Source organism: Cognataquiflexum aquatile (genome assembly GCF_003316845.1).
GTDB lineage: Bacteria > Bacteroidota > Bacteroidia > Cytophagales > Cyclobacteriaceae > Cognataquiflexum > Cognataquiflexum aquatile.
The window spans coordinates 542386-556624 of record NZ_QMIK01000004.1 but is presented as its reverse complement, the minus strand read 5'-3'; the positions used below and the strand labels follow the sequence as shown (position 1 = coordinate 556624).

General features: G+C 39.4%; 9 protein-coding genes and 1 pseudogene. 7 read left to right on the top strand and 3 right to left on the bottom strand.

What is annotated here, in order from left to right:
• Position 1 precedes the first annotated feature (1 nt).
• The 5 genes from DQW11_RS13925 (at position 2) to DQW11_RS13905 (ending at position 6468) form a co-directional block, all read left to right on the top strand.
• Positions 2-1453, top strand: coding sequence for a DUF1501 domain-containing protein (locus DQW11_RS13925; RefSeq protein ID WP_113924669.1), 1452 nt, complete (start codon positions 2-4; stop codon positions 1451-1453).
• Positions 1454-1466: 13 nt separating this feature from the next.
• Positions 1467-3605 carry a chitobiase/beta-hexosaminidase C-terminal domain-containing protein gene (locus DQW11_RS13920; RefSeq protein ID WP_113924668.1) on the top strand — a complete coding sequence of 713 codons (2139 nt, stop codon included), beginning with the start codon at positions 1467-1469 and terminating at the stop codon, positions 3603-3605.
• Position 3606: 1 nt separating this feature from the next.
• The gene (locus DQW11_RS13915) at positions 3607-4341 is read left to right on the top strand and encodes a sugar isomerase domain-containing protein (RefSeq protein ID WP_113924667.1); all 735 of its coding nucleotides are present in this window, start codon (positions 3607-3609) and stop codon (positions 4339-4341) included.
• A gap of 134 nt (positions 4342-4475) precedes the next feature.
• Positions 4476-5537: a zinc-binding metallopeptidase family protein gene (locus DQW11_RS13910; protein ID WP_113924666.1), complete on the top strand. Its 1062-nt coding sequence runs from the start codon at positions 4476-4478 to the stop codon at positions 5535-5537.
• Positions 5538-5748: 211 nt separating this feature from the next.
• Positions 5749-6468, top strand: a complete 720-nt coding sequence (locus DQW11_RS13905) for a hypothetical protein (protein WP_113924665.1) — start codon at positions 5749-5751, stop codon at positions 6466-6468.
• 64 nt (positions 6469-6532) lie between these two features.
• Here DQW11_RS13905 and DQW11_RS13900 read toward each other — a convergent pair whose 3' ends face one another.
• Both DQW11_RS13900 and DQW11_RS13895 read right to left on the bottom strand, forming a co-directional pair.
• Complete coding sequence (locus DQW11_RS13900) at positions 6533-7672, bottom strand: DEAD/DEAH box helicase (protein WP_113924664.1); 1140 nt, start codon at positions 7670-7672, stop codon at positions 6533-6535.
• Between the two features lie 144 nt (positions 7673-7816).
• Positions 7817-10387, bottom strand: coding sequence for a family 20 glycosylhydrolase (locus DQW11_RS13895; RefSeq protein ID WP_113924932.1), 2571 nt, complete (start codon positions 10385-10387; stop codon positions 7817-7819).
• Between the two features lie 256 nt (positions 10388-10643).
• On the opposite strand from DQW11_RS13895, the pseudogene DQW11_RS22655 reads away from it, so the two are divergent.
• A pseudogene (locus tag DQW11_RS22655) lies at positions 10644-11123 on the top strand (adenylate/guanylate cyclase domain-containing protein); the annotation flags it as partial.
• 48 nt (positions 11124-11171) lie between these two features.
• The gene (locus tag DQW11_RS13890; protein ID WP_232826750.1) at positions 11172-12896 is read left to right on the top strand and encodes a tetratricopeptide repeat protein; all 1725 of its coding nucleotides are present in this window, start codon (positions 11172-11174) and stop codon (positions 12894-12896) included.
• Here DQW11_RS13890 and DQW11_RS13885 read toward each other — a convergent pair.
• A complete protein-coding gene (locus DQW11_RS13885) occupies positions 12887-14125 on the bottom strand; it encodes a S8 family peptidase (RefSeq protein WP_113924662.1) in 1239 nt (412 codons plus the stop codon). The two genes, DQW11_RS13890 and DQW11_RS13885, sit on opposite strands and share 10 nt — an antisense overlap.
• Between the last annotated feature and the right edge of the window lie 114 nt (positions 14126-14239).

Here is a 14239-nt window from a genome sequence, read left to right as displayed (position 1 = left end):
GATGGAAAAAGAACAATTTGAACACGGATTAAACGAGAACAGGAGAAAGTTTCTTTCAAAGGTCAGTTTGGGTTTGGGCAGTATTGCTTTGGGAAGTCTATTGATTCCTGATTTGTTCAAAGGCAAAAGTGGTGAAGATGCCTTGATGGAAGCTTTGCCTCATTTTGCTCCGAAGGCAAAAAGAGTGATTTACCTTTTTCAAAACGGTGCGCCGTCTCAGTTGGAGACATTTGATTACAAGCCATTGCTAAACCAACAGATCGGACAGGAACTACCCGACTCCATCCGGGCAGGTCAAAGATTGACAGGCATGACAGCCGGACAAAGCTCTTTTCCGCTAGTAGGTTCTTTCTTCAAATTCAACCAATATGGGGAATCCAGAGCCTGGATTTCTGAAGCATTTCCCCATACGGCCAAAGTTGTGGATGACATATGCATCATCAAGTCCATGCATACCGAAGCCATCAACCATGATCCTGCCTTGACATTCTTCCAGACAGGTGCCCAAGTGGGAAACCGCCCAAGTATGGGAGCTTGGCTGAGTTATGGACTTGGAAGTGAAAACAGCAACCTACCCTCCTTTTGTGTGCTTTTGAGCCGGGGAAAAGGAAACGGACAGGGAGTATATTCCAAACTGTGGACCAATGGATTTTTGGATTCCGTCCATCAGGGAGTTCAATTTTCCGCTAGTGAAGATCCCGTTCTCTACCTCAAAGATCCCAAAGGGATGAACAGAGAAGACAGAAGAAGAATGTTGGATAAGTTGGCCGAACTGAACAATATGAATTATGAGACTTTTGGTGATCCCGAAATCCAAGCCAAAGTCCAACAATACGAAATGGCCTTCCGCATGCAGACTGCTGTACCGGAAGTCACTGATATCAAGTCAGAACCTGACAGCATCATCAAACTTTATGGTCCGGACTGCTTGATACCGGGAACTTACGCTGCCAACTGCCTTTTGGCTAGAAAACTTTCTGAAAACGGAGTCCGCTTTGTACAGCTCTACCATCAGGGATGGGATGCCCATGACAACCTGCCTAATCAAATGGTCGGTCAGGCAAAGGATGTGGATCAGGCTTCAGCAGCGCTGATCACAGACCTGAAGCAAAGAGGCTTATTGGATGAAACGCTTGTGATTTGGGGTGGGGAATTTGGAAGAACAAACTACTGTCAGGGCAAAATCCAAGTGGACAACTATGGCCGTGACCACCATCCGAGGGCGTTTTCCATTTGGATGGCCGGAGGTGGTGTCAAGTCAGGAATGGTCTATGGAGAGACAGATGAGTTTGGATACAACATTGTAGAAAATCCGGTTCATGTCCATGATTTCCAAGCCACTATCCTGCATCTGATGGGGATAGATCATGAAAGGCTAACATACAAACACTTGGGAAGAAGGTACAGGTTGACCGATGTACACGGTAAAGTAGTAAAAGATATTTTGGTTTAACAGTTTTAGCAGTATGCCCAAAAGCCAAAAGATCTTTACGATTCTTGAAAATTCACTGATTGTCCTTCACGGATTGGTTCTTATTCTTGTCATTGGACAAGACAATATCCAATTGCCGGCTTTTTTGGAAGTTGTCGGCAGGATGCACCCGCTTTTGCTCCATTTCCCCATTGTGATGTTGTTTTTGGCAGCTTTGCTGTTTTGGTTTCCTGATTCCTTGGGAGTCAATTCTAAGGTTGCCATGAAATGGTTGTTGCTTTCTGCACTTTTCTTTACAGGAGTCACTGTTTTGGCGGGGCTTTTTCTCAGTGTGGAAGACGGCTATGTCAAAGAGGATTTTGAAAACCACCAATGGACAGGATTGCTTGTGTTTTGGTTAGGGACTTTATGGTACTGGTTTTGGGTGAAAGACAAACTATCGATAGCCAAAGGATTTTCAGTAGTTGTTTTGGGCTTGGTATTGGCTACGGGTCATTTTGGCGCATCCCTGACACATGGAGAGGATTTTCTTTTTGAACCATTGCAAAGCGAAATTGATGTTCCGCAAGTAAGTTTCGAGGAAGCCCTGGCCTACGACCATGTCATCAAACCCATCCTGCAACAAAAATGTATCAGTTGCCATAAAGCCGGAAAAGTCAAAGGTGAGCTAAGAATGGATGAGGTCGAATACATCCTGAAAGGCGGCGAAATGGGTCCTGCTGTGGATTTGGAAGATCTTGAAAATTCCCAGATTCTTGTCCATATCCTAATTCCTTTGGAGGAAGAATTTCATATGCCTCCCAAGGGAAAGCCGCAATTGACCGATACAGAACTTGCATTGATCCAAAGCTGGATTTTGGATTCCGCTCATTTTGACAAAAAACTGACGGCATACAATCCTGAAAGTGAGTTCTTTGCTTTGGCTAAAGAAAAGTTTACCTCCCAAGATTCTAAATCTTATTCCTTTGAAGCAGCAAGTGCCAAAACCATTGCCGGTCTGAACAATGATTATAGAAAAGTCGTGGCTACTTATCCTGATTCTCCGGGTCTAAGGGTTACATTTTTTGGAAAAAACCAGTTTGATCCCAACACAATTGATGACCTAAAAAAAGTCAAAGAACAGGTCGTAGAACTGAGTTTTCAAAACATGCCTCTAAAGGATGAGGACATTAAAAAACTTTCAGATTACCCCAATCTTGAAATCCTTAACCTGAATTTCACAGGCATCGAGGGAAGCACTTTGGGAGAACTGAAAAATCTCAAAAACCTGAAGCACCTTTCCCTCAGCGGCAATCCCCTATCTGAAGTAGCATTTGAAAGCCTTAAAGATTTCAAACAGCTGGAAAATCTCTATGCATGGACCAATAAAAACGCTGATGCCATCGCCGCCTTAAAAACCAACTTGCCGAATACAAAAATCGAAGGAGGATTTCAGGATAATGGCACTTTATATCAATTGAATGCTCCTCAAATTGAATTTAAAAAGTCAATTTTCACAGACAAAATAGACGTGACGCTCAAGCATCCTATCGGTTCTGTGAAAATTTTCTACACCCTCGACAATACTTTGCCTGACAGCAGCAACCATCAGGTGTATTCAGGTCCAATAAGTTTAGACAAAAACACCACCTTGCGGGCAAGGGCTTTTGCTGAGGGATGGCTTGGAAGTACAGAAAAACAAGCTGTTTTTTTCAGGTCAAAAATTCAGCCTGACAGTTACAAACTTGCCTTTGAACCCAATAAGTCATATAAAGGGTCGGGTGCTTTGACTTTATTTGACCTTGAAAAAGGAGATGAAGACTTTGGTACAGGAAAGTGGTTGGGCTTTCAAGATACTCCTTTTGAAATCCAAATGGATTTCAAATCCCCACAAAATATTCAAAATGTTGCTTTCAGCACCTTGGCAGCTGAGGGATCTCACATTTTCCCTCCTTCCAAGGTGGAAGTTTGGATCAAAACACAAAACGCAGATTGGAAGTTGGTGGATACACAAAAACCAGAACAACCCACAGGAAACCGCGACAGGCTGCTTCAGATGTATGAATCCAAAATCAACCAAAATGGTATTTTGGCCATAAAAGCAAAACTCACTCCAGTCAATCCTTTACCAAAATGGCACCCGGGAGCGGGTGGCAAAGGTTGGGTATTCGTTGATGAAATTCTGATCAATTGATATGAAAGCTTATCAACGGTATTTTGAGCAGGTTCAATCCAAGCTAAAGATCGTCTTTGGCCAAAAAGAAAAAATCGAACAGGCAGCTGATTGGGTCGCCGATTGCCTGGCAAATGAAGGATTTATCTATACGAGCGGCACAGGACATTCCCATATTTTTGCCGAGGAGATTTTCTATCGGGCCGGAGGTTTTGCGCGGGTAGTAGCTATTTTGGATGAGGCACTGATGCTCCACAAAGATGCTTCCTTCAGTACCGAAGTGGAAAGGCAAGAAGGATATGCAGCAACGCTTTTGGAGGAATTTCCCCTTTCGGAAAAAGATGTTTTTATCATTTCCTCTAACTCCGGACGTAATACTGTCAGCATAGAGATGGCAATGATAGCAAAGGAAAAAGGAGCCAAAGTCATCGTCATCACCAACCTGAAACATACCCAATCAGTCAATTCACGACATCCTTCCGGCAAACGGCTTTTTGAAATCGCTGACTTGTATTTTGACAATGGCGGAGAGATCGGTGACGCTTCGGTGGCATTGGAAGGTTTGGATTTTAAGGTCGGAGCCACTTCCACCTCCTCAGGTGCGGTGATTTTGCAAAGTATCATGGTTCAGGCTGCCGAAAACCTGATTCAAAGAGGGATCGTCCCGGAAATTTTCAGCAGCTCTAATTCCGATGAGGGGGAAGAACACAATGAAAAGTTGATTGGCAAGTATAAGGGAAAAATTAAGGGGTTGTAAACTTTCAGTTTGGGGAATTTACATTCGGATAAAAATCTATTTTCAAATAAATTAAAATTTACTTTTTAAGTTGAATTGAGTTAAATTCAATCATTCCTTTTTCGAATTAAAAACAACTTCTTTGCCAACACACCATGCAAATTTTTCAATGTGACAATTGCGGACATTCCGTTTATTTTGACAATACTGTTTGTCTGAAATGCCACAATTATTTAGGATTTGATTCCAAAAATCTCAAGATGGTATCTCTCCGGTTAAATCCTGATCAAAAATTCACGGAGACAACCACAGGAAAAGGATATCATTTTTGCAAAAACCAAGCCCTTGATGTGTGCAATTGGATAATTTCTGATGAAGAAAGTGAGCAATATTGTATTGCCTGTTCTCTCAACCGGATCATCCCGGACATCACAAAAAAAGAATATTACGACAGGTGGAAAAAAATTGAATCTGCCAAGCACAGATTGATATATGCTTTGCTGAGATGGGATTTACCCATTATATCCAAAGCGAGGGATTATGAAAAAGGTCTTGCATTTAACTTTAAGTCTGATTCCACGATGCCCGATGGACTCAGGGTAATGACCGGACATGCAAATGGACTCATCACGATGAATATTGCCGAGGCTGATGATGTAGAAAGGGAAATGGCAAGAAACAACATGGAGGAAGTTTATAGGACGGTTCTCGGCCATTTCAGACATGAGATCGGCCATTATTATTGGGAAAGGTTGATCTGGGGAACAGATAGGCTAGATACATTTAGGGCCAACTTTGGAGATGAAACCTACAGTTACCAAGAGGCGCTCAACCAATATTATAAACACGGCGCACCATTGGATTGGAACCAAAATTTCATCAGTGCCTACGCTACCATGCATCCATGGGAAAGTTGGGCGGAGACTTGGGCACATTACATGCATATTGTGGATACTTTGGAAACAGCCTATTTCTACGGCTTGTCCATCAATCCCAAAGTCCATGAAAGCATGACAGTCAAATCTGCCCAAATCGCAGAAAATGCCTATTACTGTAAAGATTTTGATACTATTTTTGACCATTGGCTTCCGCTTTCATTTATGATGAACAGCATCAACAGAAGCATGGGTTTGCAGGATTTATATCCTTTTGTGATCAACCTGAATGTGAAGGAAAAACTGAGGTTTATCCATCAGGTGATACATGGAGGGGGGTGATTTTAGATTGAAGATTTTAGATTTGAAAAGGTCTAATGAAGATTTTGAAGTGATTTTTTTTGGAAAAAATTAACCTTAAATGATTCATAACCAACATCTTGTTGATATTTTGAAAAGAAATGAGATTTTTTATCAGGTGAAATTTAAATCATATACTTATTTAGTTTAATATTGTTGAGATTTCTTAGTCATCCATATACATATTACCTATATGAAGTACCTATCTCAACTTTGTTTAATATTGATAGTTTTTATCTTCTCCTTTTGCTCAACAATAGACACCGCTGTAGAAGAGGATTTTCTAGAGTCATTAAGACCACCGATGGATTCTATTTCTTACTATATTGATGGTATCCATTATTCTCTTACACAAAGTACTTCGAGAGTAATGAACGCTTCTATCCATTCCCGAGAGAATCCTGAATATTATCACCCCGACTCAGTTTTATTAGGATTCTATTGGGATTGGTATCCAAAATCTTATAGTTCTTTTAGATTTAATACAAAATTTGGAATAGCGGAAAAGTTTCACAGAGATTCGAAAGCGCTGAGAAAAGGTAATCTTTCATTATTAGTTACAAATGATCCGCTACACCTATATAGGAAGTCGGAATATGATTTTGTTTTGGATTTCGATAGGCATTATGATGAAGACGGTGTCATAATTTCACATTCTACTGAAGATGGAGGGTGGTTTAATTCTTATGATGCGGAGTTTAGAGCTTTTCCATCCCAATTGGCCTCTGAAAGTCATGCTGATTCTTATTGTAGAGTAAAGAAAACAACTACATCTGAAAAATATAGTATCGTTGAATTAGAGTTTGAAGTCAATGTGTTTCGGGGATATACAAAATGGTCCCCATTTCCAAAAGAAACCCTCCGGTTAGAAAAGGGATATGTTCGTTTGATAATCCCCAATAAATCAATTTGATAAAAGCATTGTTGACAAACTTAAGTACAGATAATTACCAACCTTCCTACTTCCAACAAAAAAATCACCTCTTAAAATCCAAATTCAAGGAATCTATCATTTCAACCTTTCTGCCCATTTTTTTCTGAATGACTTTAAAGTGATGCTCCTCTTCTTCTGAAATCAGGGAAATGGCTTCGCCTTCCGCGCCTGCACGCCCTGTCCTTCCTATCCTGTGGATATAATCTTTTGGGGACCTTGGCAATTCATAATTCACCACTACAGGCAAAAATTTGATATCGATTCCTCTGGAAGCCAAATCCGTTGCGACAAGAACCCTGAGTTTCCCATTCTTGAATTTGGTCAAAGCATCGGTCCTCGCGCCTTGGCTTTTATCTCCGTGAAAAGACACAGCCTCGATTCCGTTTTTATTGAGCTTCCCGGCGACATTATCTGCGGTTCGGATCGAAGAAGTAAATACCAACACCTGATTCCAATTGCCTGATTTGATCAGGTGGCGCAAGAGTGGTCCTTTGTATTCCATCGGGACTAGATAAGCTGTTTGGGAGATCAGTTCAGGAGCAATCCCCTCGACTTCCACAGAAATCTTCTCAGGATTATGCAGGATCCGGTTGATGAGTTCCTCCACCGTTTCTTCCATAGTGGCTGAAAATAGAATGTTTTGCCTCTTTTTGGGCAATTTTGAAAGAATCTCGTCCACTTCTTCTTTGAATCCTAGATTCAAAATCTTATCCGCCTCATCCAAAACCAACACTTTGAGACTGGATAGGGAAATGGAATTTTTATCCACCAAATCCAACAACCTCCCAGGTGTGGCGACGACGACTTCTGTTCCATAGATATTCATCATCTGTGGATTGACAGAAACTCCGCCAAACACCGCAAGCGTTTTCACTTTTCGTGGTAAAAAATTGCTGAACACTTTGATCACTTCCTCCACCTGCGTGGCCAATTCTCTCGTAGGGACCAAAATCAAAACAGGGATATTCCGTGTTTTGATATATTCAGTCTCTTGTAATTGCTGCAAAATAGGTAACACATAAGCAGCTGTTTTCCCGGATCCGGTCGGAGCAATACCGAGGATATCTTTTCCTTTCAAAATGGCAGGAATGGCTTCGATCTGAATCGGGTATGGGCTTTCATATTTTGCCTTCTTGATGGCATCAAGCAAGCTAAGCGAAAGTCCCAAAGAAGAAAAATCCATGTTAAATAGTTTTTTTTGATAAAGGTAGGCTTAAAAACCTTTCCATTTAAAGATAAATTGAGACGCTTCTGTAACAATAATTCAGGAGTGACTTATGCTCAGGATTTGAAGTATGAAAATCCAAATTCAGAATTGTCGTATCATTCATTTGATCTCTGAAATACTCCCGCCATTTTCTGATGTTGAAAAAGCTCGAAGCTTCATCTGACCTTTGAATGGAATTGGGCCTGCATAAACTTTTGAATTGACATCAGGATCACTGCCATCTTCTGTGTATCGGATAGTCAGTCCGGGATTTTCAACATTGGCATGAAGCTTACCGTCACTGACTATGGCACCGACTTTTGGCAAGCGGTAGTTAAAACCTCCAAAAAGGTATTCCAACCTTGGGATTTCTTTTTGGCCTAGAGCATTGGCAAACTTGTTCCATGCTTTTTCCATCTCAATTTTCCTTTTTTCAGGGTCAGCAATTACTGTCCATTCAGGATCCTGAGACCATGCCCTTTCTACATATCCCAACATTTTTGGTAAAAGGTAATATTCCATCATTTCCTGACCTTTGACTGTTTCTGACCACAATTGACCCGAAACACCCTTGATATTTTCCCTTCCCTCTGCTGTCAGCATGGCTTTATTCTTTGACAGAGTCTCGATATCAATAGGATTGCCATACATATCGGTTTCATTTGAAATAAAGTTATTTAAAGGAACCGTTCTCCAAGCTGTCTTTGTATCCACAAATCCGGACCATTGATGCCCGGGTTCATCCGGGTCCATAATGTAGGCAAGGTCAAAATAGAAATTCGACGAATTGCAGATGATGACTTCATAGCCTGCATTGGCCAATTGGTATGCCATATCTTCTCCACCCCATCCTGCAACTGCATTCCAGGCATAGGCCCTGAATCCTTTATTTGCAAAGACGGGATTGGGTCGGATGACTTCCTTTCCGTTTTCATGTATTTCCAATTGTCCGATTTCTTCCCAACCTGCAGTCTGGATTCCTCTTTCTTCAAACATTTTGCTGACTCGGTTATAAAAATAATTCTGAAGGTCATTTCTCGTATTTATCCCTTCTGTATCAGCAATGAATTTTTCGCAAACCGGCGAATTGGTCCAAGCTCCTTTGGGTACTTCATCCCCACCTGTATGGAATGTGCGGATCGGAACATCCGCCTCCTTATACATTGCCAGAATCTCATCCACCACTTTCTCATAAAAAGTGAATGCGGATTCCTGACAGATACAGATGGTATTGCCTCTGAAATTTTGGGCGGATAGATATTCAGATTGATCAGCAAAATCTTCCAGAAGATATTCTAAAGCTCCCTCTTTATCACCTGATTTCATCTTGTCATGGTATCTTTTTCTCATGGCAATAATGGCAGCACGGGAATGGCCCGGAGCTCCGATTTCGGGAATTACTTCGATATGGCGTTCTTTTGCATACCTTAAAATTTCCTTAAAATCCTCCGTTGAATAAAATCCCGTGCCATTCGGAGATTTATCTTTGTCGGGACCAGATGCATAATATGGCCAAAGGAATTGAGATTCATCTTTGGAATGGCCCCTCTTGCTGCCGACTTCGGTCAACTCCGGCAAACCGGGAATTTCAATTCTCCAACCTTCGTCGTTGGCCAGATTGAAATGAAACACATTCAATTTGTAAAAAGCCATGAGGTCAAGGATTTTGAGGATGGCTTCTTTGGATTGGAAATTGCGTGCAACATCAAGGAAAAAACCACGGTATTCAAACCGCGGTTCGTCTTCAATTGATATCTTGGGTAACTCCAATTTATCCGAAGGAGAGGTAAAAGAAGACAAGGGCAGCATAGCCAACAAAGACTGGATTCCATAAAAAGCTCCTTTTGGATTGCTGGAGCTGATTTCTATTTTTTCACCAATATTCAAGGCGTAAGCTTCCGGAGAAACTTTGGATGGATCTTTCAGGATTAAAATGGATGCATCTTTTGAGGATGATACTTCAATTTTTCCTTTAAAAAAGATTGAAAGTTTTTCTTTAAGGAGTCTGGCTTCTGTTTCAAAATCAGGATCAGCATAAATCGAAATATTGTCTGAAAGTGTCATTACACCTTCTCCCCATTGGAAAAATTTTGGAGTAGGAATGATGGGACTAATGCTTTTTGTATCCAAAAGGCTCAGGTTTTTGTTTCTTTCAAAAAGGAAAGCAGGATCAGGAATCGGTAAATTACTTCCTGTAACAGCGGTCAATTGGTCCTGAATTTCGATTCGTGAGGCTGTAAAATCCACTATCGGATGGCCTTCTTCACTATCGCCAAAAACTATATAAAGTCCTGTAGGCGTGTGGCTGTTTTTCAACAAAAAATTATCAGAGGAATAGGAAAATGAATAAGTCTCTCCTTTCTCCAAAACAGGAAATCCGTTTTTTGGTTTGATCCTGAAAAAATCGCCCGAAAGGTGTTCTATTGAAACCAAAGAATCCAAAACATCAGGATTTACCGATAGAAAAATTGTATTGAAAAAGATTTCCCAATCCGGTTTCAAAGGTTGGTCCCCGTTATTGGTAAGCAGGAATTTTGCCTGGTGAAATTGTTCAGGAGAGATTTGGTTTTGTTCAAGTTGCCAAGACAAACTAATGTCCGATGAATTGAAATCGACTGACTTAGATTGACAAGAAAATGCAAACATCAGGACCAAAAGAAATCCGGTTAAATAAGGGGAAGAAAATGACATATCAGATTGGGTAAGGGTGGGACTTTCGATTGTAAATCCAATTAACTTGATGACAGGCAATAAATACCACTTTAATTTATTAAATTAATGCAACAAATTGATATGTAGTATATAACAAAAATTTTCTGGTTTTTGAATCCAGCCAAAAAAGGAGTATTCTTTCCTGTTATCAGTCATTAAAACCAATTGAAGAACACGCTTAAATTTGCAAAACCAAGCTAACCAAAGAGCGTTTGCATTAATGATTTTTTGAGAGATGAAAAACGAGCCAAAACGTACCTGCGCAGCAATTATGTTTTCTGACATAGTCGGTTACACTGCCTTGATGGGTGAAAATGAAGATTTGGCCTATCAATTAGTGAAAAAAAATGTCCGTCTTCACCAGGATATTATCAAGAAATATCATGGCAAATTAGTGAAAGAAATGGGTGATGGCGTTTTGAGTTCATATCCATCAGGAAAAGAGGCACTAGGTGCGGCTTTAGAACTCCAACAATATTACCAAAAAACAAAAAAATTCAGTTTGAGAATAGGGATCCACTTTGGAGAAATCCTAGAAGATAGGCATGATGTTTTTGGAGATGCGGTCAATATCGCTTCCAGGTTACAGACATTGGGTTCACCGGGATCGGTGCTTTTTTCCCAGAAAATCCGCGAGGACATTGATGAAAACTCCTCCTTAAAATCTGTTTCATTAGGAAAATTTAAACTGAAAAATGTTAAGGAACCACTTGAAGTTTTTGCTTTAGCCAACGAAGGACTGGTCATCCCAAAACGGGGAGAAATGCTCAAATTGCTGGAAAGCAGGTTGAAGAAGTTTATGGTCGGGGGATTGGTTTTATTGACCTTGGCTTTGATTGGCTTTGGGGTTTATCACCAAACATCAATCAATAAGCTAATGGCAGAACCTGAAAAATCCATTGCGGTATTGCCTTTTTTTGATGAAGAGAGTTCTTTAGTCAATGACTCATTAAACTTGAACCTCACAGATAATTTAATTACAGACTTATCCAAAATTTCCTCATTTATAGTGATCGATTCAGTAAGCTCCAGGCAGTTCGATGTTAAAAAATTATCCATCAAAACAATTTCCAATAAACTAAGGGCAAAATATCTTGTGGTAGGAAATACGATAGGAAAGGGAGATACCAGAAAGGTAAACCTAAAGATGTTTGATGGTGAAAAAGAAGAAATGTTATGGACAGAGGATTTTGAAATTGGGTATGACATGTTTAGCGTTCTAGAACTTAATAGGCAAATTATTTTACAGATTTCAGATTTGTTAGGTGTGAAATTGAGTGTCTCAGAATTAGAAAACCTAAATTCAAACCCGACTGAAAACACAGACGCTTATAGAGCTTATTTGACAGGAAGAAACAAATTCCAAAAATATGAAGCGTCAGCAAACCAAGAAGCAATCAACCAGTTTAGGAAAGCGCTGAAGCTATCTCCAAAATTCAAAGAGGCCTATCAGGGTTTGGCAGATGCTTACGTTCAAAATCATTATTATTCCCAAGGAGATTTTTTTTGGCTTGACTCAAGTATTTTTTATAGTAATCTAGCCCTTCAATTAGACAATACTTATTCGGATGCTCATCTATCATTGGGAAGTGCCAGTTATTATAAAGTAGAATATTCAAAAGCCATTGATTACTTTAAAAAAGCAATTTCATTTAATGGTAATAATTATAGGGCCTTAGCCAACATGGGTTCCACACTAATGGTATTGGGAAAGGTAGATTCTTCGCTTTTTTACTTGGACCAATCGGCCAAACTAAACCCCCAAAGTTTTATTTCTTTTCAAGCAGTTGGTTGGAATTATAGGCTTTTAAAAGATTACCAGAATGCAGTTTGTTGGCTAGAGGAATCAATCAAATTAAAACCCTCTATAGGAGCATATGAACAATTGGCATATTCCTATATAGGATTAAATGACATCCAAACCGCTAAAGAAATAGCAGGGAAAATTTTAAATCTAAAAGAAGAAGAAAAAAGCAAAAGGGAAATAGCAGGAATGATTTATTTCTTTTGCCGCGATTTTGAATCCGCCTATTATAATTTTGATCTTGCATATCTTTCGGATCAAGCCTTAATCAATTGTGGAACTAATCGCATGGTGATATATCTTGGATACCTTGAAAGTATTGTTAAAGAAAACAAATTCAAGTCTGAAATTTTAGTTGACGGATGTAGGGTCTATTTGGAAAGTAAAATTAAACAAGGAAGTCAAGATGTAGATAATTTTTTTGATGAGGCTGTATATTATGCCATAAAAGGAGATATCAAAAATTGTCTCAAATCCCTAGAATCGGCAAAACAACATTATTGGGTCGATGTAATTTTTGTGTCCCAAAATCCTGTTTTTGATGTTTTTAAAGACCATCCTGAATTTGTTAAATTCATATATAATCAAAACCAGACAATCGATTCAAAGCAAAGAAATGCCAAAAAGATTAATCGCCAGAATCTCGAAAGTGGTGTTTCTTCTCTTTCGATCTGTTATAAGTGAGGGATTTTATAGTCCTGTCCTTGATAAGTAATATATTCTTGATAAGAGGGCAAATCGTTTCTTGCATGGATAATCCCTGCCACAAGTGCACAAGCCATAGAAGTCCCTGACATATAACCATAATCATTGTTGGGTAATGTTGAATATATGTTGCTTCCTGGTGCTGCCCATTTGGCACAAGTACCAAAATTTGAATATGGTGCAAAACCGGTCACATAATGACAGTTGAAATCTAATGCCGCAACAGTAACAGCTTTGGCTGGATAGGAAAAACTACCCGGGAAGTTCAGGTTCGCATCACCGTAATCATTGCCTGCCGACATAGCAACGAAGACTTTTCTTATCTCACATAAAATTGTAATCCTCTTACTGATAGGATTATCGGTATCAAAACTCAATTCGGGATCATACCCTCCCAAACAGAGCATAACTACATCACCTTGCTTTCGATTTACAATGACATAATCTAAAGCAAGAAGCAAATAGGAGTATTTTCCAATGCCACAATCATTTAAAATTTTCAAAGAAATAAGTTCAGCGCCCATTGAAATCCCATTCATTCCATACATATTTCCATTTGTGCTTCTAGCTGCAGCTATCCCGGCACAATGTGTCCCATGTCCATTATTATCTACTAATGGGTTTCCTAAAGAAGAGGGAAAAGAACGTGAATGTATTCTGTTTAAATTAAGGTCAGGATGATTGCCATCAATACCGGTATCAAGAACCCAAATCCTCCTAGAGTCTTGGTTAGAAACCGGGCCGCCTGATAGGATAATAGCACAGCTCGTATTGAATTGTGAATTATAAGGTTCTAAAAATGAAACAATGTTTCCATCTTGCATTCTTGGCTTGTTTCCCTGCATTCTGGGTTTACCTCCCTGCATCCTAGGCTTACTTTTTGTACTTGAAGGGCCACTTTGCAATTTGATATCATCTTCTAAAAAACCAATAAATTCGTCATTTTCGAGAGATAATATCTTTTCTTGCGTTATCTCTACTGAAAATCCAACATCAAATAAGTAAAAAATACTTTCGGGAGTAATCCCATAAGACTGACAAAATTCATTAATCTTCATTTCTAAATCACTGATTTCTTTACTTTTCGAGTCTATAAATCCAGGAATATCTTCATCGACCATCCCTATATCCGTAATTATCGGATCACTGAAATCAGAAGTAAAATAAGCAACAATTGGAAAAAGAGGTGGTTTTATATTGGCTATCATGGCTAAAATAATTTAATTGAAAAAAACATGTAAAAACTTAACAGTCATGAAGTTAAATTATTATTAAATTAAAAACAAGTATTTTAATCCAGAAATTTGGAGTAAAAATTACAA

Coding starts and splice junctions, on each gene's coding strand:
- DQW11_RS13895 (WP_113924932.1), bottom strand. CDS start 10,387: ATGTCATTTTCTTCCCCTTATTTAACCGGATTTCTTTTGGTCCTGATG.
- DQW11_RS13925 (WP_113924669.1), top strand. CDS start 2: ATGGAAAAAGAACAATTTGAACACGGATTAAACGAGAACAGGAGAAAG.
- DQW11_RS13915 (WP_113924667.1), top strand. CDS start 3,607: ATGAAAGCTTATCAACGGTATTTTGAGCAGGTTCAATCCAAGCTAAAG.
- DQW11_RS13920 (WP_113924668.1), top strand. CDS start 1,467: ATGCCCAAAAGCCAAAAGATCTTTACGATTCTTGAAAATTCACTGATT.
- DQW11_RS13905 (WP_113924665.1), top strand. CDS start 5,749: ATGAAGTACCTATCTCAACTTTGTTTAATATTGATAGTTTTTATCTTC.
- DQW11_RS13885 (WP_113924662.1), bottom strand. CDS start 14,125: ATGATAGCCAATATAAAACCACCTCTTTTTCCAATTGTTGCTTATTTT.
- DQW11_RS13900 (WP_113924664.1), bottom strand. CDS start 7,672: ATGGATTTTTCTTCTTTGGGACTTTCGCTTAGCTTGCTTGATGCCATC.
- DQW11_RS13890 (WP_232826750.1), top strand. CDS start 11,172: ATGCTCAAATTGCTGGAAAGCAGGTTGAAGAAGTTTATGGTCGGGGGA.
- DQW11_RS13910 (WP_113924666.1), top strand. CDS start 4,476: ATGCAAATTTTTCAATGTGACAATTGCGGACATTCCGTTTATTTTGAC.